This window comes from Mesorhizobium sp. B3-1-6, assembly GCF_006439555.1.
Taxonomy (GTDB): Bacteria; Pseudomonadota; Alphaproteobacteria; order Rhizobiales; family Rhizobiaceae; genus Mesorhizobium.
Genome location: NZ_VFTM01000003.1, coordinates 66,975 through 93,965, shown reverse-complemented (window position 1 = coordinate 93,965; position 26,991 = coordinate 66,975). Strand labels below are relative to the sequence as shown.

The window sequence follows — 26,991 nt, the reverse complement described above, 5'->3', positions numbered from 1 at the left end:
GAGGGCGATTCGCCATGCTCGGGCAATCCCGGAAAGCGTTAAGCCCTCAGCACGCCGCCCGTCTGCTTGTTGACGTTCTCGACGATGCGCTTTGCCAGCGCCTCGAAATCCTCGTCGGTCAGCGTCTTTTCGACCGGCTGGATCGACACTTCGATGGCGATCGACTTCTTGGCCGCCCCCAGCGAGGCGCCTTCGAACACATCGAACACCGAAACGCCGGTGACCAGCTTCTTGTCGGCGGCCAAAGCCGCACGCACCAGCGTGCCAGCCTCGACCGTCCGGTCGACGACGAAGGCGAAATCGCGCTTCACAGCCTGGAAGGGCGAGAGCTCCAGCTTCGGCTTGGTGCGCGTCGGCTTGGCCTTCGGCTCCGGCACGGCGTCGACGAAAACCTCGAAGCCGCAAAGCGGACCGGACACGTCCAGCCCGTCCAGCGTCTTCGGATGGAATTCGCCGAAGGTGCCGAGCACGGTCTTGGGCCCGAGCTTGATCGTACCCGAGCGTCCGGGATGATACCAGGCGGGACCGCCCGGCTCGATCTGCAGCCGGTCGACCGGCGCGCCGCAGGCCTCGAGCGCCGCGATCGCGTCCGCCTTGGCGTCGAACACCCCGACCGGCCCGGCATTGCCGGCCCAGCTGCGCCCCGAACCGTCGAGCTTGGCGGTGCCGCGCCTGACACCAGCGGCGACGCGCCGCTGCTGTTCGGGCGCATCGCCTTCATAGGTGCCGGAGACCTCGAACAGCGCCACGTCGCCGATGCCGCGGTCGGCATTGCGCTGCGCGGCCGCGATCAGCCCCGGCAGCAGCGACGGCCGCATGTCGGACATGTCGGCGGCGATCGGGTTGGCGAGCTTGAGCGCTGTCTGGCCGCCGCCGAACAGCTCGGCGTGTTTTGCCGGAATGAACGACCAGGTGACGGCCTCCATCATGCCGCGCACGGCCAGCGCGCGCTTGGCCGCGCGGGTGCGCACCTGCAGCGTGGTCAGGATCCTGCCGTTGACCGCGTCATGCGAGGTAAGCGGCTGGGCCAAGATGTTGTCGACGCCATGGATGCGCATCACCTCCTCGACCAGGTCGGCCTTGCCGTCGACATCCGGCCGCCAGGACGGCACCTCCACTTTGACGACGTCGCTCAGTCCTTTCGGCTCGAAGCCGAGCCGGGTCAGGATGCCGAGGGCTTCCTCTCTCGGCACCTCGATGCCGGTCAGCCGTTTCACTTCCGACAGCGGGAACGAGACGATCTTCGGCTTGTGGCCGGCATAGCCGGCCACCTCGATTTCAGAAGGCGTGCCGCCGCAGAAATCGAGCACCAGCTTGATCGCGAGCTCCACGCCCGGCACCATGAATTCCGGGTCCACGCCGCGCTCGAAGCGGTAGCGCGCATCGCTGATGATGCCGAGCGCGCGGCCGGTGCGGGCCGTGGTGATCGGATCCCAGAGCGCCGATTCGATCAGCACGTCGGTGGTGTTCTCGTCGCAGCCCGAATGCTCGCCGCCCATGATGCCGGCGATCGATTCCACGCCATTGTCGTCGGCGATCACGCACATTTCCGGCGTCAGCGTGTATTCGCGCCCGTCGAGCGCCAGCACCGTCTCGCCGTCCTTGGCGCGGCGCACCACGAGGTTGCCGGCGACCTTGGCGGCATCGAAGACATGCAGCGGCCGGCCGCGGTCGAAGGTGACGTAGTTGGTGATGTCGACCAGAGCGCTGATCGGGCGAAGCCCGATGGCGATCAGCCGCTGCTGCAGCCATTTCGGCGACGGGCCGTTCTTGACGCCCTTCACCAGCGTCAGCGCGAAGCCGGGGCAGAGCTCAGGCGCCTCGACCGTGACCTTGACCGGGCACAGGCCATCGCCGGCATGCGGCATGATCCCGCCACCGGTGAGCCGGCCAAGCCCGCTCGCCGCGAGGTCGCGCGCGATGCCGTAGACGCTGGTGGCGTCCGGCCGGTTCGGCGTCAGGTTGATCTCGATCACCGGATCGTCGAGATGCGCGTAGGCGGCGAAGCTGGTGCCGACCGGCGCATCCTGCGGCAAATCGATAATGCCGTTATGCTCGTCGGAGATTTCCAGCTCGCGCTCCGAGCACATCATGCCATGGCTTTCGACGCCGCGGATCTTGCCGACCGAGAGCGTCACGTCGATGCCGGGAACATAGGTGCCGGGCGCCGCGAAGGCGCCGATCAGCCCGGCGCGGGCGTTGGGCGCGCCGCACACCACCTGCACCGGCGGCTTGCCGTCGCCGGTGTCGACGGTCAGCACGCGCAGCCGGTCGGCGTCGGGATGCTGCACCGCCGTCAGCACCTTGGCGATGACGAAGGGCTTCAGACCGGCCTTGTCGTCGACATGCTCGACTTCGAGGCCGATCGCGGTCAGCCGCTCGACGATTTCGGCCAGAGAGGCGTCGGTCTCGAGATGGTCCTTGAGCCAGGAGAGGGTGAATTTCATGGTTCTGTTCCGTTTGGTCCTTGCCCGTCCGACCCTTGTTGGTTGGGGCGGGGCACGCTGGTCTTCAGATGTCTGGGCAGATCGTCCGGCATGTGCAGGAAGGGCAGCTGCTCACGCACATAGGCATGCAGCGTCGGCCTGAAATAAGCCGGCATGTCCATGGCGCCGAGCATCAAATAGATCTGGTTGTCGAGCCGTTGGTCGATATAGGCGATCGGCGAGCCGCAGATGCCGCAGAACGAGCGCTCCACCGGACCGTTGCGGTAGCTTTTCAGCGATTTGCCCTCGAGCGCGACCTTGTCGGCCATGAAGCCGACAAAGGCCGACACCGGCGCGCCCGTGGCGCGCCGGCAATCGCCGCAATGGCAATAGCTGATGTGGTGCGGCTCGGCCGAGGCCTCGAACCGTACCGCGCCGCAGCGGCAACCCCCGCTGTGGGGTGCGGTCATGTCGACAGCCCCCCGAACAGCGTCGGCAGGTCGAGCGGCCTGAAGCCGTAATGCGAAAGCCAGCGCACGTCGGCGTCGAAGAAAGCGCGCAGGTCCGGCATGCCGTATTTCAGCATGGCAATGCGGTCGATGCCCATGCCCCAGGCGAAGCCTTGATATTCGTCGGGATCGAGCCCGCCGGCGCGCAGCACGTTGGGGTGGACCATGCCGCAGCCCAGGATCTCCATCCAGTCGGAGCCTTCCCCGAAGCGCACTTCGCCCGGACGCGAACGGTCGCACTGGATGTCGACCTCGAGGCTGGGCTCGGTGAACGGGAAGAACGACGGGCGGAAGCGCATCTTAACCGACGGCACCTCGAAGAAGGCCTTGCAGAACTCCTCCAGCACCCACTTCATGTTGGCGACGTTGGCCGACTTGTCGACCACCAGCCCCTCGACCTGGTGGAACATCGGCGAGTGGGTGGCGTCGGAATCTTGCCGGTAGGTCTTGCCGGGGATGACGATGCGGATCGGCGGCTTCTGCCGCTCCATGGTGCGGATCTGCACGGGCGAAGTGTGCGTGCGCAACAGCTTGCGCTCGCCCTTCTCGTCCGGCTGGAAGAAGAAGGTGTCGTGCATTTCGCGCGCCGGGTGCCCCTCGGGGAAATTCAGCGCGGTGAAATTGTAGTAGTCGGTCTCGATATCCGGGCCTTCGGCGATGGCGAAGCCGAGGTCGCCGAAGATCGCCGCGATCTCGTCGATCACCTGGCTGATCGGATGGATGCGGCCGCGCTCGGCCGGCGACTGGCGCACCGGCAGCGTGACGTCGACCGTCTCGGCCGCAAGCCGTGCGGCGATTGCCACATCCTTCAGCTCTGCCTTGCGCGCGCTCAGCGCTTCGGTGATGCGGTTCTTCAGGCCGTTGATCGCCGGGCCCTTCACCTGGCGCTCTTCCGCGCTCATCGCGCCGAGCGTCTTCAGCATTTCGGAGACCGAGCCCTTCTTGCCCAGCGCAGAGACGCGCACTGCCTCGATCGCGGCCTCGTCCGCCGCCGAAGCGATTTCGGCCATCAGAGAATTTTCGAGTGTATCAAGGCCTGTATTTGCGTCGTTCACGATCAAAGCTCGCTACGTTGGAAGTCACGCTAAACGTGAAAGTCACGTCTAAAGTGAAAGTTCAGGCACAAAAAAGAACCCGCGCCAGCCGTGCCAGCGCGGGTTCCCCAAATCAGTACTAAAAATGCTTGGGAAGCGCTGGCTTAGGCGACAGCGCTCTCAAAAGCATTCGGCGTGGTGTTCTTCAGATATTCGAGCGCGACCTTGGCCTTCGCGACCAGCGCGGCGAAAGCCTGCGGCTCGTGGATGGCCATGTCCGAAAGAACCTTGCGGTCGATCTCGATGCCGGCCTTGTTGAGGCCGTCGATGAAGCGGCCATAGGTCAGGCCGTGCTCATGCGTCGCGGCGTTGATGCGCTGGATCCAAAGCGCGCGGAACGAGCGCTTGCGGTTCTTGCGGTCGCGATAGGCGTACTGCAGCGACTTCTCCACCGCCTGCTTGGCGATGCGGATGGTGTTCTTGCGGCGGCCGTAGAAACCCTTGGCGGCTTTTAGGACCTTCTTGTGCTTGGCGTGGGCGGTGACGCCTCTCTTTACGCGTGCCATGTCATGATCTCCTTAAAAAGCAATTCCAGGAAAAGTGTCTAGCGGTTTTCCGTTCGGAATTGCGTCAAACAAATGCGTCCAGGCCGAATGCTCAGAGGCCGTTCGGCAGAAAATTCTTGATGACCTTCTTGCCGTCCGGTTCAGCCAGAACCATCGTGCCGCGGGCATCGCGAATGAACTTGTTGGAACGCTTGATCATGCCGTGGCGCTTGCCGGCGGCAGCCGACAGCACCTTGCCGGTGGCAGTAATCTTGAACCGCTTCTTGGCGGCCGATTTGGTCTTCATCTTGGGCATTTTGCTACTCCGTATTGGTGGCGCACCATCGCGCTTCTTTTTTCGCTTCGAGCCGACCAAAGCCCGAAAAGCAAATGAAACCGCCACGGCATGCCCTGCCGGGCGGTTTTCTTGGAACGGCGGTCCTATAGATCAAAGACGGCCTGTACGCAACACCTCAAGCCATGCGACGCGCTGTCCTGGCTGCGCGCCGTTCCTACGGCAGCGTGAACCACACCGGCAGCATCCCCGACTGCTGCATGCCGTCGATCAGCTCGAAGGCCGGCAGCGCCACCAGGAACACCAGCCCGTCGAGCAGCGTGTTCAAGAGCAGGCGGGGCTTGAAGCTGCCGGTATCGCCTTCCTGGTAGAGCGAAAGGTTCGGGAAGAAGCGCGGCACCCTGGCGAGATAGGCCTGGTAGGGCGCGCCGAGCACTTCCTTGAGATACCGCTCCTCGCGCAGGATGACGATGTGGAAGGCGCCGGCGCAGAGCAGCGAAAACAGGACGATGCCGCTGAACGAGCCGATCTGCGCGCCGACGCCAGCGGCAGCGACGGTCGAAAACAGATAGAGCGGGTTGCGGGTGATCGAATAAGGCCCGCCGGTCACCACTTCGGCCGACTTGCGCCCGCCGATATAGAGCGTCGACCACAACCGTCCGACAATGCCGAGGAAGATCAGAAGCACGCCGAACATCTCGATCGACTCGTGCATCGAGGTCTCGGGCGGAAAGCTCGATTGGCCGAACAGCAATGCGCAGAACAGCACCACGATCAGCACCGCCAGCACGATCCGGCGCATGTGCTGATAGCCGCCCAACCCTTCATTCTGGTTGTCGGCCGGGACCTTCACTTCATCGACCATGACCCATCCGATCGTCGATTGGTTCGCGATCGGCAAAAGCCGATCGTCGATTGCTCGCGATCGCGAGTGATCGTCGAGGTGGCTGGCGATCGGATGGAAAACAGGCGCCCCGCCGATCGCCGGGACGCCGTGCCCGGCAATTCGGGCGGATTTTAGAGCGGGATACGAAGAGCCCGGCAACTCTCGAAACCGTGATGGACGCGACGCTTTGACGGCCGCGCCTTTCCCGGTCAGCGCGGCGCCAGCACCATCATCATCTGGCGGCCTTCGAGCTTCGGCTCCGCCTCGACCTTGGCGATCGTCGCAACTTCCTCGCGCACCTTGTTCAGAAGCTGCATGCCGAGTTCCATATGCGCCATCTCGCGGCCGCGGAAGCGCAACGTCAGCTTGACCTTGTCGCCTTCCTCGAAGAAGCGCCGCACGGCCTTCATCTTGGTCTCGTAGTCATGGCTGTCGATGTTCGGGCGCATCTTGATCTCCTTGATCTCGATGACCTTCTGATTCTTGCGCGCTTCGGCCGCCTTCTTCTGGTTGGCGTATTTCAGCTTGCCGAGATCGAGGATCTTGACGACCGGCGGTACCGCGTTGGGCGATATCTCGACCAGATCGAGCCCGGCCTCTTCGGCCAGCAGCAATGCGTCGTTGATGGAAACATCGCCTCGGTTCTGGCCGTCGGCGTCGATAAGCTGAACCCGGGGCACCCGGATGTCTCGGTTGGAGCGCGGCCCGTCCTTGGTGGGTGCCGCTGCTTTGAAAGGTCTGCGAATGGTCGTGGTCTCCTCGGCCGTTTCGTTCTGGGTTCTTTAGACAAAAAATAGGTGGACGCGCCTATGTGGTGAGCGCGGGGCGTGAGTCAATAGCATAGCCCCGCCGGAAAATCACCTGCCGCCTGGCAATTGTCTGCACCAAGCAAAGAAATGCCGCGAGCACTTTTCGTTGAACCACCGCCTGTGCCAAAAGACCGGCCGAGAGGACAAGCTCATGGCCGCCAGCGCTCCGGTTTTCATCGATGTGGACGGGTCGGACATCGCCGTCAGGCAGGCGCTTGGCGCTGCGCCCGGCGTGGTCTGGCTCGGCGGCTACAAGTCCGACATGCTGGGCACGAAGGCGGAGACGCTTGCCGCCTGGGCCGCTCGCGACGGCCGTGCCTGTCTGCGCCACGACTATTCCGGCCATGGCGAATCGGGCGGCGCGTTCGCCGACGGCACGATCTCCAGATGGCTGGCCGAGAGCCTTGCCGTCTTTCGCCGGTTCAGCCAGGGCAAGCAGATCTTGGTCGGCTCCTCGATGGGGGCGTGGATCGCGCTGCGCATGGCGCAGGAGCTGCGCAAGGCGGGCGACACAAGGGTTGCCGGCCTCGTTCTGCTTGCCCCGGCGCCTGATTTCACCATCGAGCTGATCGAGCCGATGCTGACCGACGCGCAGCGCCGCGATCTCGAGGAAAAAGGCTTCTTCGCTGAGCCGTCCGACTATTCGGACGAGCCTTATATCTACACGCGCGCGCTGATCGAGGATGGCCGCGCCAACCGGGTGATGACGGGGCCGATCGACACCCATTGCCCGGTGCACATCCTGCAGGGCCTGGCCGATCCGGACGTGCCTTCTGGCCATGCGCTGAAGCTGGCCGCGATGCTGCCCGCCGACGACGTGACGCTGTCGCTGATCCCGGACGGCGACCATCGCCTGTCCCGCCCCGAGGATCTCGATATGCTCAAGCGAGCTGTAGGCGACATGGTCAAGCGGGCCGCGGGATAATGCGCATCTCCATCCCGATATCCGCCTTCGTCGCGGCGATCGTCGGCTTCGGCGGCACGCTGGCCCTCGTCATCGCCGCCGCCAAGGCGGTCGGCGCCACCCAGATCGAGACCGCAAGCGGCGTGACGGCGATCTGCCTGGCCATGGTCGTGGAATGTCTGTGGCTATCCTGGCGCACCAAGATGCCGGTGATCACCGCATGGTCGACGCCCGGCCTGGCGCTGATCGCGGCCTCCAGCGGTTTTACCATGCCGCAGGCCGTCGGCGCCTTCATCGTCACCGGCATCCTTTTGATCGCCACCGGCCTGTTCGGACCGCTGACCCGGTTGATCGCGAAGATCCCGGCCTCGGTCGCGTCCGGCATGCTGGCCGGCATCCTGGTCAGCTTCGCCGTCAATGCGGTGAAGGCCATTCCAGCCGACCCCTGGCTGATCCTGCCCTTGATCGCCGCCTTCTTCGTCATCCGCCTGTTCAACCCGGCCTTATCGGTGCTGGTGGTGCTGATCGGCGGCGGCCTCGCCGCCTTCCTCACCGGCCGCGTCGGCAGCCTGCCGGCGCCGGAACTGTCGACATTGACGTTCATTGCGCCGCAATTCACCGCCTCGGCGATCATCGGCCTTGCCCTGCCGCTCTATCTGGTCACCATGGCATCCCAGAACCTTTCCGGTCTCGCCGTGCTGCGCGCCGCGGGCTATCATCCGGAGCCCGGTCCGCTGATCGGCGTCACCGGTCTGTTTTCGCTGCTCTCGGCGCCGTTCGGCGCCGCTACCACCAATCTTGCGGCGATCTCGGCCGCCATCTGCACCGGCCCCGATGTCCATCCCGACCCGGCCGAGCGCTGGAAGACCGGGCCGTTCTACGCGCTCGCTTATCTCATCTTCGCGATCTTCGGCGCCTCGCTCGTGGCGATCTTCGCCGTTCTGCCGCAAAGCCTGATCGTGCTGGTCGCGGGGCTTGCCTTGACGGCGCCCTTGGCCAACGCGCTGTCGATCGCGCTGAAGGACGAGGCCGAACGCATGCCGGCCACCGTCACCTTCGCCGTGACGGCTTCGGGGCTCACGCTCTTCGGCGTCGGCGCCGCATTTTGGGGGCTAGTCGCCGGAATGGCAGTGCTTTTCCTCGAGAAGCTCAAAAAGCGATAATCATTTCAGATGCTTCGCCGGTTTTGGCTGGGTTTGCCTTGAATAGCCGATTTCGCCTTCCCATTTCGATTCCACGCAGCCGGTTTGGCTGTCTCCAATGGAAGGATTGGGAGAAAATGAACACAAGTGCATTGATCCGTCCGGCCTGGACGCCGGCCACCATCGCGCTGATGGTCATCGGCTTCATGGTGTTCTGGCCGCTCGGCTTCGCCATGCTCGCCTACATCATCTGGGGCGATCGGTTGGAAGGCTTCAAGCGCGACGTCAACCGCGCCACGGACGGCATCTTCGCCGGCTGCCGCCGCGGTTCCGACAAGGCGGCCCGCTGGGGCCACGGCTCGGCCCGCACCGGCAACGTCGCCTTCGACGACTGGCGCGAGAAGGAACTCGAGCGCCTCGCCGAGGAGCGCCGCAAGCTCGACGAGATGCTGACCGAGTTCGACGACTACGCCCGCGAACTGCGCCGCGCCAAGGACCAGGACGAGTTCGACCGCTTCATGGCGAACCGCAACAAGTCGACCGCGCCGACCCCCACCGGCTCGACCGACAAGACCGCTCCCAAGCGCGGCAAGGGCACGACCCTGCTCGACGACTAAGATCCGGCGACAGGTCTTAGGCTGATAAAACGGCGTCGCGCGAGCGGCGCCGTTTCTTTTTTGTTCTCCATGTGCCTTCCCTCCACTGGCCGTTTTTTTCGAATCGCGTATCGTCCAGCCATGACCCTCGGCTTCTTTCGCAATCTGACCAAGCCAAAGCCCACGCCCGTCGTGGAGCGCGAACATTGCGTCGCCGGCCGCACGCTGCCGCTGAAAATCGTCGAAAGCGCCAGGGCCCGGCGGCTCACGCTGCGCATCGATTCGGGCGGCCAGGGCCTGCGCGTCACCGTGCCGCCGGGCCTGCGCCGGGGCGAGGTGGAGAAATTCCTCGACCGCCACCAGGACTGGCTGGAACAGCGGCTGGCCAAGGTGCCGACGAGGCCGCAGGTGCGCCCGGGCATCAGGATCCCGATCCGCGGCGTGCCGCACCGTATCGTGCATGAGTCTTCGAGGCGCGGCACCGTCACCGTCGCGCGCGACGAGCGCGGCCCGCTCCTGATCGTCCATGGCGAGCGCATCCACCTGCCGCGCCGCATCGCCGATTACCTCAAGCGCGAAGCCAAGAAGGAGATCGAGAAGCTGGTGGTGAAGCACACCGAGGCGATCGGCAAGCGCGCCAAGGCGATAAGGTATAAGGATACCTCCAGCCGCTGGGGGTCATGCACCTCGGAGGGCAATCTCTCCTTCTCGTGGCGCATCATGATGGCGCCGCCGGCGGTGATAAACTACCTGGTGGCGCATGAGGTGGCGCATCTGAAAGAGATGAACCACGGCCCGAAATTCTGGAAACTGTGCGAAAAACTCTGCCCCGACACCGATCGCTGCAAGGATTGGCTGAAGCGGAATGGTGGGGCGTTGCAGGCGATTGTTTTTGAGTAGCTACTCTGATGTTGCGCGCGGATGCGCGCGCAACATCTAGACGCTGAGTTCCTTCGCGCCCCCCTCTGCCCTGCCGGGCATCTCCCCCACAAGGAGGGAGATTGGCAGCTTCGGCGCCCCGCTCTTCCTGCCGCGCTGGTGATTGGCGAAAGCCGGCGTGACGTCTGATCTCCCCCCTTGTGGGGGAGATGTCCGGCAGGACTGAGGGGGGCGCTGTCCCGCCGACCTCCTGCTATTTTGCGCTTATACCCACGCCGGCGTTGATCGCTCAATCGTCATTTGCCGCATTCAGCTCCTCCGGCCGCAGTCCTTCCTCGGAATGCGGCCAGGGCAGGAAATTCCGATCGAACGCGTCGCCGCTGAAATACTCCAGCGCCCGGTGCGCCTCGGCGCCGTTATAGGCGGCCTTGTCCATCAGATGCGCGATCACCTCGCGCGCCTGCGCGATCTTCTGCTTGAGTTCGGCGACGGTCCGGTCGGCCATGCTTATCGTTCTCCCGCCTGTGGTTCCTATATCAACGTAGTGTTTTCCGCAGAACCGGCAACAGCATGCTTTTTCTCGACTCTTTGGCCGTTTCGTGCCAATCCCGCGCCATGACGCTCGACATCAAGATCTGCGGATTGAAGACCGACGCCGCGATGACCGCCGCGCTTGCCGGCGGCGCCAGCCATGTCGGCTTTATTTTCTTCGCCAAGAGCCCGCGCTATGTCGAGCCCGCCGAGGCCGGGCGCCTGCGCGAAGCGGCGCGCGGCAAGGCCAAGGCGGTCGCCGTCACCGTCGATGCCGACGATGCCTTCCTCGACGAGATCGTCGCCAAGATGCAGCCGGACATGCTGCAGCTGCATGGTTCGGAGACATCCGAGCGCGTGGCGGAGCTCAAGGCCCGCTATGGCCTGCCGGTCATGAAGGTGTTTTCCGTCAGCGAGGCAGCCGACCTCGAGCGGATAAAGCCGTTCGTCGGGATTGCCGATCGTCTCATGTTCGACGCCAAGCCGCCGAAGGGATCGCAGCTTCCGGGCGGCAACGGCGTCGCCTTCGACTGGCGCGTCCTTGCCGGCCTTGACGCCGGGCTCGATTACATGCTTTCCGGTGGGCTAAACGCCGCCAATGTCGGCGATGCCCTGAGACAGGCCAATCCGCCCGGAATAGACGTTTCGTCCGGTGTGGAAAGTGCTCCGGGCGTCAAGGATCCGGCGCTGATCGAGCAGTTTTTCCGGGCCGTCAGGGCCGCGCGCGACGACCGCGCCGCCTGAAGCACAATTCACACTAGGAGATCGGCGATGAACAAGCCGGCAATGCCCAATTCCTTCCGCACCGGCCCCGACGAGCAGGGCATGTTCGGCATTTTCGGCGGTCGTTTCGTCGCCGAAACGCTGATGCCGCTGATCCTCGATCTGGAAAGGAACTGGAACGAGGTCAAGAACGATCCAGAGTTCAAGGCCGAATTGCAGAACCTGTCGACCCATTATGCCGGGCGGCCATCAAAGCTCTATTTCGCCGAAGGGCTGACGAAGCATCTCGGCGGCGCCAAGGTCTATTTCAAGCGCGAGGACCTCAACCACACCGGCTCGCACAAGATCAACAATTGCCTCGGCCAGATCCTGCTCGCCAAGCGCATGGGTAAGAAACGCATCATCGCCGAGACGGGTGCGGGCCAGCACGGCGTGGCTTCGGCAACCGTCGCCGCGCGCTTCGGCTATCCGTGCGTCGTCTACATGGGCGCCACCGACGTCGCCCGCCAGAGCCCCAACGTCTTCCGCATGAAGCTGCTCGGCGCCGAGGTGCGGCCGGTCACCGCCGGCCACGGCACGCTGAAGGATGCCATGAACGAGGCGCTGCGCGACTGGGTCACCAATGTCGAGGACACCTATTACCTGATCGGCACCGCCGCCGGCCCGCATCCCTATCCGGAGCTGGTGCGCGACTTCCAGTCGGTGATCGGCACGGAAGCCCGCGCCCAGATGCTGGAGCAGGAAGGCCGGCTGCCTGATGTCATCATCGCCGCCGTCGGCGGCGGCTCCAACGCCATCGGCCTGTTCCACCCCTTCCTCGACGACAAGGATGTGCGCATCATCGGCATCGAAGCCGGCGGGCGCGGTCTCGACGGCATCGAGCATTGCGCCTCGATGAATGCCGGCAAGCCAGGCGTGCTGCATGGCAACCGCACCTATCTGTTGCAGAACTCGGACGGCCAGATCCTCGACGGCCACTCGATCTCGGCCGGCCTCGACTATCCGGGCGTCGGCCCCGAGCATTCCTGGCTGCGCGATTCCGGCCGCGTCCAGTATGAGCCGATCCTCGACGACGAGGCGCTGGAAGCCTTCCAGCTCACCACCCGGGTCGAAGGCATCATCCCGGCGCTGGAATCGGCGCATGCCATCGCCCACGCGATGAAGATCGTGCCCAAGATGGACAAGGACCAGATCGTCATCGTCAATCTGTCCGGCCGCGGCGACAAGGACGTGCACACGGTGGCGAACATGCTGGGCATGGAGATCTGACAATGACCACCCGCATCGACCGCCGCATGGCCAAGCTCAAAGCCGAAGGCCGCCCGGCTTTGGTCACCTATTTCATGGGCGGCGATCCGGACTACGATACCGCCTTGGCCATCATGAAGGCGCTGCCGGGCGCCGGCAGCGACGTCATCGAGCTGGGCATGCCCTTCTCCGATCCGATGGCCGATGGCCCGGCGATCCAGGCGGCGGGTCTTCGAGCGCTGAAGGGCGGCCAGACGCTGGCCAAGACGCTGAAGCTGGCGTCCGAGTTCCGCGCCGGCGACGACGAGACGCCGATCGTGCTGATGGGCTACTACAATCCGATCTACATCTATGGCGTCGACCGCTTCCTCGCGGATGCCAAGGCGAGCGGCATCGACGGCCTGATCGTCGTCGACCTGCCGCCGGAGATGGATGAGGAGCTTTGCATTCCGGCGCTGAAAGCCGGCGTCAACTTCATCCGCCTGGCGACGCCGACCACCGACGACAAGCGCCTGCCCAAGGTTTTGGAAAACACTTCCGGCTTCGTCTATTACGTCTCGATGACGGGCATCACGGGCTCGGCCTTGGCCGACACCGCCAAGGTCTCGGCGGCTGTCACCCGCATCAAGGGCCATACGGCGCTGCCGGTCTGCGTCGGCTTCGGCGTCAAGACCGCCGAGCAGGCGCGTGTCATAGGCGCCTCGGCCGATGGCGTCGTCGTCGGTACGGCGATCGTCAACGCGATAGCCAATGTGCTTGGACCGAAGGGCGAGAAGACCGCCGATCCGGCCGAGGCCGTCGCCACTTTGGTCAGCGGTCTTGCCCAGGGCGTCCGTTCGGCCCGCCTTGCCGCCGCCGAATAGCCTGACTATTTGTTCTTGAGCAATTCCAGCCGGAAAACCGCCACAGACTTTTCCTGGGATAGCTTGAAGTCCTTTCCAGGACAGGAGCCGAAGCCATGAACTGGATCACCAATTACGTCCGCCCGAAGATCAATTCGATGCTCGGCCGGCGTACTGACATGCCGGAAAACCTCTGGATCAAGGATCCCGAGACCGGCGAGATGATCTTCCACAAGGATCTCGAATCCAACCAGTTCGTCATCCCGGCTTCCGGCCACCACATGAAGATCTCGGCCAAGGAGCGGCTGAAATACTTCTTCGACGACGGCAAATACGAGGTGCTGGAAAACCCCAAGGTCGTCCTCGATCCGCTGAAGTTCCGCGACGAGAAGCGCTACACCGATCGCCTGAAGGAGGCGAAGGCCAAGACCAGCCTCGAAGACGCGATCCTCAACGGCGCCGGCACCATCGACGGCCTGCCGGTCATCGTCACCGTGCAGGATTTCGCCTTCATGGGCGGCTCGCTTGGCATGGCCGCCGGCGAAGCCATCGTGCATGCCTTCGAGGTCGCGCTGCAGCGCAAACGGCCGCTGATCCTGTTCGCCGCCTCCGGCGGCGCCCGCATGCAGGAAGGCATCCTGTCGCTCATGCAATTGCCGCGTACAACGGTCGGCGTCGACCGGCTGAAGGAAGCCGGCCTGCCCTATATCGTCGTGCTGACCAACCCGACCACCGGCGGCGTCACCGCCTCCTACGCCATGCTGGGCGACGTCCAGATCGCCGAACCGGGCGCGCTGATCGGCTTTGCCGGTCCGCGCGTCATCGAGCAGACCATCCGCGAAAAGCTGCCCGATGGTTTTCAGCGCGCCGAATATCTGATGGAGCACGGCATGGTCGACATGGTCGTCTCGCGCCTCGAGATGCGCCAGACCATTTCCCGGCTGTTGAAGATGCTGCTCAAGATGCCGGAGGCCGAGAAGCCGCTGGCGCCGGAGATCCTGCCGCCGGCGGTAGTCAATGCCGAGGCGCGGCCGCAAGCCTGACGCGATATCGGCCTGACGCGACATCGCTCGCCGCGAACCGCGATTTGCGCCGCCCGTTGCGTGCTGTAGCCTCTGATTTGCGCATGGCCGTTCTGAAACCGATTCCCGGTTTCGGGACCGTGCGCTAGGATCCATCATGACAACGCTTTCCGCCGAACGCGAAATCGAACATCTGATGACGCTGCATCCGAAAGGCTTCGACCTTTCGCTGGACCGTGTCACGCGGCTTCTCGAGCGCCTCGGCAATCCGCAGGACCGGCTGCCGCCGGTCATCCACATCGCCGGCACCAACGGCAAGGGCTCCTGCGCCGCCTTCTCGCGCGCGCTGCTGGAGGCGGCCGGCCATCTCGTTCACGTCCACACCTCGCCGCATCTGGTGAACTGGCACGAACGCTACCGGCTGGCGGACGAAGGCGGCGGCAAGCTCGTCGATGACGATATCTTCGCCGAGGCCATCGCGCGTGTCGCCGAGGCCAATGGCGGCCAGAAGATCACCGTCTTCGAGATCCTCACCGCCGTCACCTTCATCCTGTTTTCGGAGCACCCGGCGGAGGCGGCGATCATCGAGGTCGGCCTCGGCGGCCGCTTCGACGCCACCAATGTCATCAAGCGGCCGGCGGTTTCGGTGATCATGCCGATCTCGATGGACCACGAGGCCTATCTCGGCGACCGCGTCGAGCTGATCGCCGCCGAAAAGGCCGGCATCATGAAGCACGGCTGCCCGGTGGTGATCGGCGCCCAGGAAAGCGACACCGCGCTTCAGGTGCTGATCGAGACGGCCGAGCGGCTGGATTGCCCGACCGTGGTCTATGGCCAGGATTTCCTCGCTTTCGAGGAGAATGGCCGTATGGTCTATCAGGACGGGGACGGGCTGATGGACCTGCCCTCGCCGCGCCTGCCGGGGCGCCATCAATACGCCAACGCCGCCGCGGCGATCGCCGCCGTCAAGGCGGCCGGCTTCGAGATCGGCCACCGCGCCGCCGAGCGGGCGATGACCCAAGTCGCCTGGCCGGCACGCATGCAGAAGCTGACGCAGGGCAAGCTCGTCGACCTGGCGCCGAAGGGCGCCGAGATCTGGCTGGACGGCGGCCACAATCCAGGCGCCGGCATCGTCATCGCCGAGGCGCTGGCCGAGCAGGAGGAAAAGAACCCGAGGCCGCTGGTCCTGATCTCCGGCATGATCAACACCAAGGACCAGACGGGCTATTTCAGCGCCTTCAAGGGGCTGGCCCGCCATGTCTATACCGTGCCGGTGAACAACAGCGACGCCGGCGTGCCGAATGACGAGCTGGCCCTGCGTGCCGAAGAGGCCGGGCTGTCGGCCGAGCCGGTCAGCTCCGTCGCCAGCGCGCTGATGCTGTTGCGTGACAGTTGGGACGGCCCGGCGCCGCGCATCCTGATCGGCGGCTCGCTCTATTTCGCCGGCGCCGTGCTGGCCGAGAACGGCACGCCGCCGACCTGAAGCGATCGGCATGGCGCATTGGATTTCGGCGGGGGTCGAAAGGAACCGGCCATGATCAAGGTGAAGCAGCTTGCCCATGTCTGCATCTTCGCGCATGACTTGGAGGAGACGCGCCGCTTCTATCGTGACGTGCTCGGCATGGACACGCGGTTCAATTTCCTGCGTGACGGCAAGATCTTCGGCTTCTACCTCGATTGCAGTGGCCGCAGCCACGTCGAGGTGTTCGAGAAAAGTGAAGCCAGCTACAGCGACGCAAACCAGATCAACCACTTCTGCCTTGAGGTGGAAGACATCGATGCGGCGATCGTTCACATCCGGTCGAAAGGCGTCGCGGTGACGCCAAAGAAGCTTGCCTGCGACGACACGTTCCAGGCCTGGATCGCCGATCCCAACGGCGTGAAGATCGAGCTGTTCGAATACACCGCCAAGAGCGCGCAATTCGCCGGCGGCGACCGCATCGCCGACTGGTGATGGAGCTATGCATCGCCGGCGTGAGCAATTGAACTTAGACGGCAAGATGCATCGCGGCGGGCAGCGCCAGCGAGAGCCCTGACAGGAAAAGCAGAACAAAGACGATCTTTCGCATCGTCCCTTGCGACAATGACGGTGGCCAGCGGCGCGCGGCATAGGTCATCAGCATTACGGCCGGTATGGCGAGGACGAGCGCGACAGGCGACATGGTCGGGAGGTTGCCGCTTGCCATCACCAGGATGAGCCGGACCACCTGCGCGGCACCGAAGGCGGTGACGAGCGTTTCACGGACACGTATGTGCGCCATTGGCTGGCGAAAGAGATGATAAACGAGCGGTGGGCCGCCGGTCGCAAACAGCCCACTCATCAGGCCCGAAACGACACCGAAGCCGACGAAACTCGCATCCGACGACCGTTTTGCCAAGCCGGCGGGCCTGATGGCCAGTTGCAGGCTGGACACCATGATGACCAGGCCGAGTCCGATTTTCAGCAGGTCGGCCCGCGTGTCCGCCAGCCATTCCAACAGGGCATACCCCAAGAGCAGCGAAGGCAGGCTTGCTACCAGGATAAGCCGCAGCTCCCGGCGCGCAATCTCGCGCCAGCCGCCCTGGATCAGCATCTGCGTGGCGTTGACCAGGGTCAGCATGCCGACCATTGCGGCTGCGTCGGGCAGCGGCAGCAAGCCGACAAGCGTAATCGCGCCCATCATCACCAGGCCGAAGGCGAAGCCTGTCAGGGTCTGGACATATGCGGCCACCGCCGCAAAACCGGCAAAGGCGAGGAGAGATGCTACAGTCACGACATCCCGCACGGGGCCGAAATGGAACCGTGCAAGCCGGCAACCACGGCCGGCCTACTTCAGCTCGATCTCGATGAAAGCATACTCGCCGTCATTGGCGTTGATGACGTCGTGCTCGACGCCTTCCCGCCGGAAATAGGGCGCGCCTTGCTTCATCTCGGCAAAGGACTCGCCGTCCTTGGTCACCAGCTTCACCTTGCCGTCCATCAGCGGCACGACGACATAATCGTGGCCATGGCGGTGCCAGCCGGTGTTGGCGCCGGGCGCGAAGCGGTATTCGGTGACGATGACGCGCTCGTTGTCGACGTGCACTGTGGCCTTGGCTGTTCCGGTCATGGCGCTCTCCTTTTTCTGAAGCAGAGAGTATGACGTGCTCGCGTGCGAGGGCCAGAGCGCGCCGAGCCATGACGCCAAAGAAAAAGCCCGGCGCGATCGGCCGGGCTTGTTCTTGAACTTTTCGGATTGGCTCAGGCGAGGCTGCCGTTGATCCAGTGCGACAGCGCGGTCTTCGGCGCGGCGCCCACCTTCATGTCGGCCACTTCGCCACCCTTGAAGATCATCAGCGTCGGGATCGAGCGCACGCCGTACTGCGCGGCTAGCTCGGGATTCTCATCGATGTTGAGCTTGGCGACCTTGATCTTCGCGCCGAGCTCCTTGGCGATGTCTTCCAGCGCCGGGGCGATCATCTTGCAGGGGCCACACCATTCCGCCCAGAAATCCACCACGACCGGCTCCTTGGCGTTGAGCACATCGGCCTGGAAATTGCCCTTGTCGACCTTGACGGTGGCCATGCTGAAATCCTTTCGAAAACTCGGGTTGCACCAAATGTGGTGGTTGTGGCGGCGATGTTCAAGCAGTTCTTGTGTCACGCTGCCGTGAGTCGGGCAAGGGCGTCATCCATGGCGGGGGCGGGCAGCTCGATCAGTCGCGGCGCCTCGGTGAACAGCAGCGCCGCCGTCACCTCGCGGCCCGGATAGAGCGGTTGGAGCAGAGCGCGGTAGAGCGCAAGCTGCAGCACATAGGCCGGCGGCACCTCCGCCAGGTTCCCAGGCGCCGGTCGGTTGGTCTTGTAGTCGATGATCGACACCTTTTCGGGCGTGACCGCCAGCCGGTCGATCTTGCCGGAGATCGAGCGCAGCCTGCCCTTCACCTCAAGGCTGCCCATGACGGCGACCTCGGCGCGCGAGGACGACGAGAACAGCGTGCCGAAGCGGTCGTCGGACAGGATCGACAGCACCGCGTCCAGCGCCCGGTCGCGCTCGCTTTCCGGCCAATCGACACTGGCGCGTGCCAGATAGCGCTCCGCCGCGCCGCGCCTTTCATCTTCGGCGATCCTGGGCAGCATCTGCAGCAGTTTGTGCAGGGCCAGGCCGCGCATCACCGCAAAGCCGGGCTCGGCGGCGGCATCGAGCACCGGCGAGCGTGTGTCGGGCGCGGCATCTTTCGCCTCGTCGATCAGCGCCGAGGCGCCGGAAGGCGAAAGCGGCCGCGGCAGCTCCTCATAGGGCGGCAGCGGCCGGAACAGGCCGTCCGGCAATGGCGCGGTATGCTCGAACAACCCCGCCTTGTCGACGCCGGTCAGCGCCACCGGCGGCAATTTGGTCATGTGGAAGCGGTGCACGGCCACATCGTTCGTTGCCGGATGCCGGCGCTCCTCGCTTTCCGGCGCACCAAGCAGCGCGCGGCTGACGATCGAATGCCACGTGCCGGGGCTGGGCTGACGCTTGCCGTGATAGCCGCAGACGATCAGCCGGTCCTCGGCGCGCGTCATGCCGACATAGAGCAGCCGTCGGTATTCGTCGTCCGCCAGTTCGCGCGCCCGGATCGAAGCCGCCTTTGAGACGCCATTGGCGACATCGCTGGCCGAGCGCCACAGATAGCCCTTGCCCTTCCAGTGCGCGCCCGAGCCCTCGAACGGCATCAGCCGCGGCAGATGCTGGTCGCTGAACGGCGCCGAGCCGCCGTCGACCAGGAAAACCACCGGCGCCTCCAGGCCCTTGGCGGCGTGCACGGTCATGACGCGGACCTCGTCGCGCGTCTGGTCCATCTCGCGCTTGATCTCGGGACCGGCATTTTCCAGCGTCGACAGGAAGGACTCCAGCCCCGGCAGGCCAGTGCGTTCCTCGGCCAGGCAGAAACTCAGGAATTCGTCCAGGATGTCGCCGGCTTCGGGCCCCAGCCGCGCCGTCATCTTGCGGCGCAGGCCGTCACGCGCCAGCACCGCGGCATAGAATTCGAACACCGGCTTGAACGCCACTTCGCTCGCCCAGGCGTCGAGCCGGCTAACGACAGCGGTGAGCGCGACATCTTCCGCCGCATGGTGCCGCAGCGAAGCGATCAGCGACTGGCCTTTCGGCCTCGAGCCAGCGAGTGCCAGCAACGTCTCCTCAGAGACCTCGAAGATCGGACTGCGCAGCACCGCGGCCAAGGAAAGATCGTCTTCCGGCTGGATCAGGAAATGTCCGAGCGCGATCAGGTCCTGAACGGCTATATGGCCGGGCAGGCTCAGCCGATCGGCGCCGGCAACCGGGATTTGCCGGTTCTTCAGGCTGCGCGACAGCGCATGGACGAAGCGGTCGCGCTTGCGCACCAGGACGAGGATGTCGCCGGCAGTCAGTTTCCTGCCCTTGCCTTCGATCACCTCGCCGCTGCGCAGCCAGGTCTGGATGGTTGTAGCCACATGCTCGGCCAGGCGCACGGCCGGCGCGCTGGCATGGTTGACCGGCAAAGTCCAATCGTCGGGCTCCTCAACCATTTCGGCGCCGATCGAAGGCCACACCTCGACATAGCCCGGCGCATCGTTGCGGATCGCCTTGTGGCTCAGCGGATCGGGATCGTGGCTGATGCCGCGCCTTACACCCGGTTCTGCAAAGACGCGGTCGACCGCGGCAAGCACATCGTCGCTCGAACGGAATGACCAGGTGAGCTTGAGATTGGCGAAGGCGGCTTCGGCGCCGCGCACGCGGCCGGCGAACAACAGCCGGCTTTCGGCGAAGGAATCGGGTGCTGCTCCCTGGAAGGAGTAGATCGACTGCTTCTCGTCGCCGACGGCAAAGACAGTTCGGCGCACCGCTTCGCGCTGGCCAAGCCCGGCAAAGAATTCTTCCGTCAGCTTCTTCACCACCTCCCATTGGTCGGGGCTGGTGTCCTGCGCCTCGTCGAGCAGGATGTGGTCGATGCCCTGGTCGAGCTTGAACTGCACCCATGGTCCGGCATCCGGCCGCGACAAGAGACCGACCGTGCGTGTGATCAGATCGTTGAAGTCGAGAAAACCCCGCCCGCGCTTCAACTGCTCGTAGCGCGCGATCAGCCAGCCGGCGACGGTGAGCGCCGCCGCTGTCCCTTCCAGCATGCGGAACAGCGCCAGCCGGTCGGTTACCTCTAGGATCGTCTTGGCCGCGGCCAGATAGCGATCGGCCAAGTCCGGCAGCCGGTCGACCAACGCCTTCTTGAAGACCTTGGGCGGCTCATAGGGATCGCCGTCGGCCTTCAGGAAGGCCTTTGCCAGCAGCCGCAGCCGGCGGATCGGGTCGGTTTCGCCGAAGGCGCCCCGTGCATAGGGGATGACATTGTTCAGCACCTGCCGCGCGTCGGCGGTTTCGGCGGCCTGCGCGAATTCGGCAAATTGGCCGGGGGCGAAGCCAGGCAGCGGCCACAGCGAAGCGGCGATGCCCTCGGCCGTCTGTCCGGGCCTGAAACCGAATTCGGCGAACAACGGCCGGAAATCCCGATCCCTGCCGAGCTTGGCGATGAAATCGCGCAATTCGTCGCGCTTGCCGACGATTTCGCCAAGCAGCGTGTCGAGCCCGAACTCGCCGCCGCGTTCCAGCACGGTGGCGAAGGCCTCCGCCAGGCCTTCGATGCCGGCGCCCGCCCCCGAAATCATGTCGCGGCGGGCGTCGGCGAACAGTGAGGCCTCCATCGGCGGATCGAGCATCTCGAAACGCGCCGGGATGTTGGCTTCGAGCGGGAACTGGTGCAGCACCGATTCGCAGAAGGCGTGGATGGTCTGGATCTTCAGCCCGCCCGGCGTCTCGAGCGCCTCGGCGAACAATCGCCGCGCACGCCGCATCGTGTCGCGGTCGGCGCCGCGGCCGTCCAGCGCCGCGATCCTGACCACCAGCTCCGCATCGGGCAGCGCCGTCCATTCCGACAGGGTCGAGAACACGCGGTTCGACATGTTGGCGGCGGCGGCCCGCGTATAGGTGAGGCACAGGATCTTCGATGGGTCGGTGCCGTTGAGCAGGAGCCGGATGACGCGCTGCGCCAGCACATGCGTCTTGCCCGAGCCGGCATTTGCCGACACCCAGGCGGAATAGGCCGGATCTGAGGCGCGCGCCTGGCTGGCCGCGGTATCGGAGGGGATCGGATATTTCATCCGTCCGCCTCGTCTTCGCTGGCGCCGCCGGCCGACCATTCGAGCACACGCGCCAGATGGTCGTAGTCGCCGTCGGCTTCGCCCTCGCGGAATGGCAGGGCGCGCGACAGATAGCCGGCGGTCGGGTCTGCATAATGGAAAAGCAGCCTCTCCAGCCGCGCCCAGGCTTCCTCGGAAAGGTCGTTGGCGGTACGGGGCTTGCGGTTGTATTCGAGGATCGATTCCTCGAACACCTCGCCATTCGGTTTCAGCCGCACGAAGGCGAGTTGCGAGGGCTCGCGAATGCCGAGTTCCTTGAAGGCGCCGCGTCTCAGCAGCGCGCCCTCCAACGCAAGCTGCGGCGACAGCAGCGTGTGCGCCTGCGCTTTCGAGGGTGAGGAGCCGGTCTTGTAGTCGAGGATGTCGGCCATGCCGCCGGCAAGCAGGTCGACGCGGTCGGCATAGCCGGAAAGCGTCACGCCGGTGCGGCCGACCACTGTCTTCTCCGCGCGTTCCTCGGCATAGCGCCTCGCCACCGCATCGGCGCGGCCATGCTCCCATTCGATGATGTTTTCGGCGAGCTTTTCGAAGCGCGGCCACCAGATCGCCTCGATATCCGCCGGAAGCTTTGCCTCGGCAAAGCAGGCACGACCCGCTTCGATGAGGCTTTGCAGCGCGTTTGGTGCCCGAGGGTTTTCGACGCGGCGCGAAAACAAATGCAGGATTTCGTGGAACAACGTGCCGCGTTCGGCGGCGCCCGGATCGCGGATAAGCGGCTCCAGCGGCATCAGGCCGAGCATGCGCCGTGCGTAGATCGCGTAGGGGTCGCGGCGCAGCGTCTCGATCTCGGTGACCGAGAAATGCTGCGGGCGCATGCTGAGCGGCGGCTTCGGCTGCGGGCGGGAGGCAAAATCCTTCTTCTCGCCGGCATCGAGCGCGCGCGCCCAGGCAAGCAGCGCGTCGCCGCGCCCGCGAAGTGCTGCCGCCGGCTCCTTGCCGATGAAGGTCAGGATGCGCTGCAGCCAGCGCGACGGCACCGCCGGCGCGTCGCCGGAGCGCGCCGACCGCGTCAGCACCACTTCAGGGGCGCCCATCGCCATCTGGAAATCATGCGCGGCTAGGCCAATGCGCCGTTCCGGCGGTTCGAGGTCGATGCCGGTCTTCATCAGCCGCGACATGAAGCGGTCGCTCTCGGGTTTGCGCGGCCAGACACCTTCATTGAGTCCGCCGATGACCAGCGTGTCGACGTTCTGCAATCGGGCTTCCAGCGCGCCCCAGATGGCGATGTTGCGGTCGGTGCCTTGCGCCGGCTTCACCGTCTCCGGCGCGATTAGCGCTTCCATCACGTCGGGCCATTCCGAAGCGGCGAAGGTGAAGGGCGAGGACGCCGCCACCAGTCCGCGCAACAGCTCGGCGAGTTTTTCGCCGGCGTCGCCGGCATAGAGTTCCGCCAGACCGCCATCGGCCGCGCGGCCCAGATCCTCCAGCGCGACAACGCTCGCGCGCGTCAGCGTCGCGATGTCGGCGTCCTTCTCGTCGCGCATCGCGGTGAGCGGCGAGAGCGCCTTGGTAAGTCGGCTAAGCATCTCTTGCGCCTGCTCGATGCCGCGCACGGTCAGGCGCGAAAACCAGAAAGGCTGCCTGGTGTCGCCGCTCAGCTCCGCGAGTCGTGTCTCGAAAAGCGCGCCGAGCGAGGCGACATCGGGGCGCCCCGTGCCGCCGCGCAGCGCCACCAGTTCGACGAGCTCGGCCGCCTTGCGCACGCTCCGGCGTTCGAGACCGAGTCCAAGCAGCGGATGCTTGAGCAAGGACAGGAGGCTTACCGGATCGCCGGGCCGGAAAGCGGTGCTCAGCGCGAGCCTGAGCAGGCTGGCGGCAGGCGTGTTGACGAGCGGCGCACCGCCGGAATCGTCGGCGACGACACCGAAGCGCAGAAGCTCGGCCGAAACCCGCCGCGCCAGCGCCCGGTCGCCGGTGACGAGCGCCGCGCGCTTGCCTGGGATCTCCACCGCGCGCTTCAACGCGATGGCGATTGCCGCCGCCTCATCGCGTTCGTTCGCCGCTTCCACCAGCGTCACGCCGGCAAGCGCCTGTTCGATATCGTGCGCCGTGAAGCGCGGCCGCGTCTCGGTCCAGTACTCGGTGGTTTCGGCCGGCCGCAGCGCCTCGCCGACAAGGGCGGCGCGCAACGCAAGCGGCGGTGGCGCGGCGACGATATCCTCGACGTCGCGGCGCGGAATGCCAATGCCGCCGATCAGCTTGGCGAGGCCGTATTGCGGGTGGCCGAGCGTTGCCGGGCGCGCGCCGGGCGCCGTGATCGCCGCGAAGGATGCGTCGTCCAGCTCGCGGTCGAGCCCGGGCAGCACGACCGCGCCGTTGGGCAGGCCGGCGATGACGCCAAGCAGTTCGGCGGTGGCGGGAATCGAGCCGGTCGAACCGGCGACGATCACCGGTCCGGCCGGCGGATTGCGCTTCAGCCGCGCCGCTTCAAGCCGGATCAGCGCGCTGCGATGGGCGGCAGGATTGGAACGGTCGCGCTCCTTGAGCAGTGCCGGCCAGTTGTCGGTGACGATGCCGAGGAAATCGAGCGTCACCTGCCACCAGCCGGCAAGGTTGCCGGTGACCAGCGTCGCGAGTTTCGCCCAATCCGTGCCCTCGGTCTCGATCTCGTCCATCAGCCGGGCAAGGTCGCGCGCCAGCCAGATGGCGTCGGCGGCCGAGGTCGGCACGACGAATTCCTCGTTGAACCGGGCTCTGACATGCGCCGGGAGGCTTTCCTTCCAGGCGCGCACCAGCGGCGCCAGCAACAACAGCCGCTCCTGCGCGGCGATCGGCGGTGCGAGCTCGATGGCCGGCGCCGCCTCGGCGTCGAAGGCGGCCTCGTCCTCGTCGAATTCGCCGAGCGGCCGCACCGTCGGCAGGATGGCCGAGCGTCTGCCCCCTCCCGATTCAGCAAGCATGTCGACGAAGGCGCCGCGCAGCGCACGCGCCGCACGGCGCGTCGGCACATAGATGGTGGCGTCGGCGAGCGCCAGCGGATCGCCGTCGAAGCGGAAGCCGGGGATCAGGCGTCCATCGAGCAACGCTCCAGCCAGCGTCGGCAGGAACGGCGCTCCGGACGGGATGGAAAGGACGCGGCGCGCGCCGCTCATACCGCATTAGATCGCCGTGCGCCCGTTTGGGCGCACAAAGGACGATCTAACCCTTTGACTCTACGCATCGTGCTTTCCGAAAATCGGAGCCGATTTTCGGGCCGATGCGGATGCGAGCGCGCCGGCCACGGCTGCCTCGGCGGCTGGAATGGCGTCCGGGGTGCCGACGGTGATCCAGCTTCCGTTCATCTTCATGCCGAACAGGCGGCCGGCGGCGATCGCCTTGTCGAAATAGATGTTGAGCGAATGCGAGCCTGTGGGAGCATCCTTGAAGATACGCGGATGGATGATCGCGGCACCGGCATAGATCAGGCCCGTCGGATCACCCTTCGAGCGCCTGAGCGCGCCGTCATGCGCGATCAGGAAATCGGTGCCGACGCAGTGCCCGGTCGCTGAGTCGAGATCGGTAAGCATCAGCAGAATATCCATTCTGGCGGCGTCCCATGCAAGGGCAAGGCACTCGAGGCTGGGTTGGCCGCTGTCGATCCAGAACGTATCGGCGTTGATGATATAGAAGGGCTCGCTGCCCAAAAGCGGCAGCGCCTTGACGATGCCGCCCGCCGATTCCAGCAGCGCCTCGCGCTCGTCGGAGATGACGATCTTCGGTGCGCGCCTATGGGCGACATGGGCGACGATCTGCTCGGGCAGGTAGTGGACATTGACGACGGCCTTGGCGACGCCGGCGGCTTCCAGGCTGTCCAGCCCCCAGTCGAGCAAGGTCTTGCCGGCGATCTTCACCAGCGGCTTCGGCATCGAATCGGTAATCGGCCGCATGCGCTTGCCGAGCCCGGCCGCCAGCACCATCGCCGTCGTCGGCTTCATGGGACCCGTTCCTCGAGCAGGCCATGGGCCATGTAGAAATCCTTCAGGCCAGCCAGCGCCGGATGCGCCATCGCCCGCCTCAGATAGTCGCGGATGCGCGGCAGGTGCTTCAGATAGTAAGGCTTGCCGTCGCGCTTTTCGAGCCGCACGAAGATGCCGAGGATCTTCGAATTGCGCTGCGCGGCCATGATCGCATAGGCCTCGGCGAAGCCGGCCTCGTCGAAAGCGCCGGCGGTGCGGCGCGCCGCGACATAGGCCGCGACCGTCCGCCGCTCGATCTCGGGCGGGACGGTGACGCGCGCATCCATGGCCAAGGAGGCGACGTCATAGGCCGCCGGCCCGATCAGCGCGTCCTGCACATCGACGATGCCGAGCCGGTCGAGGCCGGAACGCTCCGCGCGCCAGATGATGTTGGGCGAATGGAAATCGCGCAGCATCAGCGTGTATTCGCTGCCTGCCAGGCGATCGAGAAGCGCGTTCCATACCTTGTGGTAGCCTGCCCGCAACTCGTCGTTTGCCGGTTCGCCGGTGATCCATGGCACATACCAGTCGACCAAAAGGTCGGCCTCGATCAGCATGGCTTCCCGGTCGAAAGGCGGCACGTCGTGGAATGCGCCCGGCGCCGCTTCCATGCGTGTGGGCCAGGTCTTGCCGTGCATCATGGCCAGCAACTCGGCCGCCGCCTCGTAGTGTTGAGCGATGGGCTGGCCGTCGTGACCGAGGAAACCTTCCGAGCCGAGATGCTCGATGAGCAGAAAACCCTGGTCGAGATCCTGGGCATGGATCGCCGGCACGCTGACGCCGGCCGCAAGCAGCGCCCGGTCGATGGCGACGAAGGCGGTGACGGACTGGGCCGTATGGGCGATCACCGCATAGGGCTTGCCGTCGCGCACGGGCGGCCCGAGCACGAGGCGCGGCGAGTTCATCAGCACGCGCGGCGCCTTGCCGGGCAGCGAGACGATCTCATAGGAGCGGGCGGAGGCGTCGCCGACGAAATGGCGGCGGCTGGCTTCGCCCCATCCGGCCGAGGCCAGGAAATCGCGCATCGCCAGCGATCGCGCCACGCGATCATAGACCGGCCCGTTTCCGGACAGCCTTGCCACGCGGCCCTCGCCATGTTCGGCAAGATCGACCCACAGCGCGCCTGCCGGCAACCGGTCTCCGGCCCGTTCCGGCCATTCGATCAGCGCCGCGCCCTGCGTCAGCGCGTCGTCGAGCCCGAGTTCGTTGAGCTCGTCCGGTGAGGAGAGGCGGTAGAGGTCGAAATGATGCACCGGAACGCGCGTCTCGTAGCTCTGCACCAGCGTGAAGGTCGGGCTCGGCACTTCGAGGCCGGTATCGTCGGCAAGCGCCCGGATCAGCGCGCGGGCCAGCGTCGACTTGCCGGCGCCGAGATCGCCTTTCAGCGCGATCGCGTCGCCGGCGCGCAATGCCATGGCGAGGTCCTCGCCAAGCCTTGCCGTTGCCGCCTCGTCGGCGAGAAAACGCTCCAGCGCCATCCCTGTCATATAGGCCG

At 65.4% G+C, this 26,991-nt stretch carries 25 protein-coding genes; 10 read left to right on the top strand and 15 right to left on the bottom strand.

Going from position 1 to position 26,991, the window contains the following annotated elements:
• Nucleotides 1-38: 38 nt before the first annotated feature.
• From pheT to infC, 7 genes are all read right to left on the bottom strand, one after another.
• Nucleotides 39-2,447, bottom strand: coding sequence for a phenylalanine--tRNA ligase subunit beta (gene pheT, locus FJ414_RS04660; protein WP_140641804.1), 2,409 nt, complete (start codon nucleotides 2,445-2,447; stop codon nucleotides 39-41).
• Entirely contained in the window at nucleotides 2,444-2,896 is a 453-nt protein-coding gene (locus tag FJ414_RS04655) for a GFA family protein (RefSeq protein WP_140641802.1), read from the bottom strand. The genes pheT and FJ414_RS04655 overlap by 4 nt, the downstream gene beginning before the upstream one ends.
• Nucleotides 2,893-3,945, bottom strand: coding sequence for a phenylalanine--tRNA ligase subunit alpha (gene pheS / locus FJ414_RS04650; RefSeq protein WP_246672297.1), 1,053 nt, complete (start codon nucleotides 3,943-3,945; stop codon nucleotides 2,893-2,895). Before pheS ends, FJ414_RS04655 begins: the two co-directional genes overlap by 4 nt.
• A gap of 188 nt (nucleotides 3,946-4,133) precedes the next feature.
• On the bottom strand, nucleotides 4,134-4,535 hold the full coding sequence (gene rplT / locus FJ414_RS04645; RefSeq protein WP_042637600.1) for a 50S ribosomal protein L20: 402 nt from the start codon (nucleotides 4,533-4,535) through the stop codon (nucleotides 4,134-4,136).
• A 91-nt stretch (nucleotides 4,536-4,626) separates the two neighbouring features.
• The gene (gene rpmI / locus FJ414_RS04640) at nucleotides 4,627-4,830 is read right to left on the bottom strand and encodes a 50S ribosomal protein L35 (protein WP_027166935.1); all 204 of its coding nucleotides are present in this window, start codon (nucleotides 4,828-4,830) and stop codon (nucleotides 4,627-4,629) included.
• Nucleotides 4,831-5,026: 196 nt separating this feature from the next.
• Entirely contained in the window at nucleotides 5,027-5,674 is a 648-nt protein-coding gene (locus FJ414_RS04635; protein WP_140641798.1) for an isoprenylcysteine carboxylmethyltransferase family protein, read from the bottom strand.
• Nucleotides 5,675-5,904: 230 nt separating this feature from the next.
• A complete protein-coding gene (gene infC / locus FJ414_RS04630; RefSeq protein WP_095767981.1) occupies nucleotides 5,905-6,441 on the bottom strand; it encodes a translation initiation factor IF-3 in 537 nt (178 codons plus the stop codon).
• Nucleotides 6,442-6,655: 214 nt separating this feature from the next.
• Here infC and FJ414_RS04625 point away from each other — a divergent pair, with 214 nt between their 5' ends.
• From FJ414_RS04625 to FJ414_RS04610, 4 genes are all read left to right on the top strand, one after another.
• Complete coding sequence (locus FJ414_RS04625) at nucleotides 6,656-7,429, top strand: alpha/beta hydrolase (protein ID WP_140641796.1); 774 nt, start codon at nucleotides 6,656-6,658, stop codon at nucleotides 7,427-7,429.
• Complete coding sequence (locus FJ414_RS04620) at nucleotides 7,429-8,571, top strand: benzoate/H(+) symporter BenE family transporter (RefSeq protein WP_140641794.1); 1,143 nt, start codon at nucleotides 7,429-7,431, stop codon at nucleotides 8,569-8,571. Before FJ414_RS04625 ends, FJ414_RS04620 begins: the two co-directional genes overlap by 1 nt.
• A gap of 116 nt (nucleotides 8,572-8,687) precedes the next feature.
• Nucleotides 8,688-9,167, top strand: coding sequence for a DUF2852 domain-containing protein (locus FJ414_RS04615; protein WP_140641792.1), 480 nt, complete (start codon nucleotides 8,688-8,690; stop codon nucleotides 9,165-9,167).
• 120 nt (nucleotides 9,168-9,287) lie between these two features.
• Nucleotides 9,288-10,046 carry a M48 family metallopeptidase gene (locus FJ414_RS04610; RefSeq protein WP_140641790.1) on the top strand — a complete coding sequence of 253 codons (759 nt, stop codon included), beginning with the start codon at nucleotides 9,288-9,290 and terminating at the stop codon, nucleotides 10,044-10,046.
• A gap of 268 nt (nucleotides 10,047-10,314) precedes the next feature.
• On the opposite strand, the gene FJ414_RS04600 is transcribed toward FJ414_RS04610, so the two are convergent.
• Nucleotides 10,315-10,530 carry a hypothetical protein gene (locus FJ414_RS04600; protein WP_140641788.1) on the bottom strand — a complete coding sequence of 72 codons (216 nt, stop codon included), beginning with the start codon at nucleotides 10,528-10,530 and terminating at the stop codon, nucleotides 10,315-10,317.
• Between the two features lie 110 nt (nucleotides 10,531-10,640).
• On the opposite strand from FJ414_RS04600, the gene FJ414_RS04595 reads away from it, so the two are divergent.
• The 6 genes from FJ414_RS04595 to FJ414_RS04570 all read left to right on the top strand — a co-directional run bounded on the left by FJ414_RS04595 (nucleotide 10,641) and on the right by FJ414_RS04570 (nucleotide 16,345).
• Nucleotides 10,641-11,300: a phosphoribosylanthranilate isomerase gene (locus FJ414_RS04595; RefSeq protein WP_140642063.1), complete on the top strand. Its 660-nt coding sequence runs from the start codon at nucleotides 10,641-10,643 to the stop codon at nucleotides 11,298-11,300.
• 27 nt (nucleotides 11,301-11,327) lie between these two features.
• The gene (gene trpB, locus FJ414_RS04590) at nucleotides 11,328-12,548 is read left to right on the top strand and encodes a tryptophan synthase subunit beta (protein WP_140641786.1); all 1,221 of its coding nucleotides are present in this window, start codon (nucleotides 11,328-11,330) and stop codon (nucleotides 12,546-12,548) included.
• Between the two features lie 2 nt (nucleotides 12,549-12,550).
• Nucleotides 12,551-13,390: a tryptophan synthase subunit alpha gene (gene trpA, locus FJ414_RS04585; RefSeq protein ID WP_140641784.1), complete on the top strand. Its 840-nt coding sequence runs from the start codon at nucleotides 12,551-12,553 to the stop codon at nucleotides 13,388-13,390.
• Between the two features lie 95 nt (nucleotides 13,391-13,485).
• The gene (accD, locus tag FJ414_RS04580; RefSeq protein WP_140641782.1) at nucleotides 13,486-14,412 is read left to right on the top strand and encodes an acetyl-CoA carboxylase, carboxyltransferase subunit beta; all 927 of its coding nucleotides are present in this window, start codon (nucleotides 13,486-13,488) and stop codon (nucleotides 14,410-14,412) included.
• A 136-nt stretch (nucleotides 14,413-14,548) separates the two neighbouring features.
• On the top strand, nucleotides 14,549-15,874 hold the full coding sequence (locus FJ414_RS04575) for a folylpolyglutamate synthase/dihydrofolate synthase family protein (RefSeq protein ID WP_140641780.1): 1,326 nt from the start codon (nucleotides 14,549-14,551) through the stop codon (nucleotides 15,872-15,874).
• A 51-nt stretch (nucleotides 15,875-15,925) separates the two neighbouring features.
• Nucleotides 15,926-16,345, top strand: coding sequence for a VOC family protein (locus tag FJ414_RS04570; protein WP_140641778.1), 420 nt, complete (start codon nucleotides 15,926-15,928; stop codon nucleotides 16,343-16,345).
• 34 nt (nucleotides 16,346-16,379) lie between these two features.
• Here FJ414_RS04570 and FJ414_RS04565 read toward each other — a convergent pair whose 3' ends face one another.
• The 7 genes from FJ414_RS04565 to tsaE all read right to left on the bottom strand — a co-directional run bounded on the left by FJ414_RS04565 (nucleotide 16,380) and on the right by tsaE (nucleotide 26,983).
• Complete coding sequence (locus FJ414_RS04565) at nucleotides 16,380-17,144, bottom strand: sulfite exporter TauE/SafE family protein (protein WP_140641776.1); 765 nt, start codon at nucleotides 17,142-17,144, stop codon at nucleotides 16,380-16,382.
• 54 nt (nucleotides 17,145-17,198) lie between these two features.
• The gene (locus tag FJ414_RS04560) at nucleotides 17,199-17,480 is read right to left on the bottom strand and encodes a cupin domain-containing protein (protein ID WP_027166948.1); all 282 of its coding nucleotides are present in this window, start codon (nucleotides 17,478-17,480) and stop codon (nucleotides 17,199-17,201) included.
• Between the two features lie 131 nt (nucleotides 17,481-17,611).
• The gene (trxA, locus tag FJ414_RS04555) at nucleotides 17,612-17,935 is read right to left on the bottom strand and encodes a thioredoxin (RefSeq protein WP_140641774.1); all 324 of its coding nucleotides are present in this window, start codon (nucleotides 17,933-17,935) and stop codon (nucleotides 17,612-17,614) included.
• 74 nt (nucleotides 17,936-18,009) lie between these two features.
• On the bottom strand, nucleotides 18,010-21,522 hold the full coding sequence (addA, locus tag FJ414_RS04550) for a double-strand break repair helicase AddA (RefSeq protein ID WP_140641772.1): 3,513 nt from the start codon (nucleotides 21,520-21,522) through the stop codon (nucleotides 18,010-18,012).
• Nucleotides 21,519-24,653 carry a double-strand break repair protein AddB gene (addB, locus tag FJ414_RS04545; protein WP_140641769.1) on the bottom strand — a complete coding sequence of 1,045 codons (3,135 nt, stop codon included), beginning with the start codon at nucleotides 24,651-24,653 and terminating at the stop codon, nucleotides 21,519-21,521. Before addB ends, addA begins: the two co-directional genes overlap by 4 nt.
• A gap of 60 nt (nucleotides 24,654-24,713) precedes the next feature.
• Nucleotides 24,714-25,475 (bottom strand): nucleotidyltransferase family protein, encoded by a 762-nt coding sequence (locus FJ414_RS04540; protein WP_140641767.1) that lies wholly within the window; start codon nucleotides 25,473-25,475, stop codon nucleotides 24,714-24,716.
• Nucleotides 25,472-26,983: a tRNA (adenosine(37)-N6)-threonylcarbamoyltransferase complex ATPase subunit type 1 TsaE gene (gene tsaE / locus FJ414_RS04535; RefSeq protein WP_140641751.1), complete on the bottom strand. Its 1,512-nt coding sequence runs from the start codon at nucleotides 26,981-26,983 to the stop codon at nucleotides 25,472-25,474. The genes FJ414_RS04540 and tsaE overlap by 4 nt, the downstream gene beginning before the upstream one ends.
• Nucleotides 26,984-26,991 lie beyond the last annotated feature (8 nt).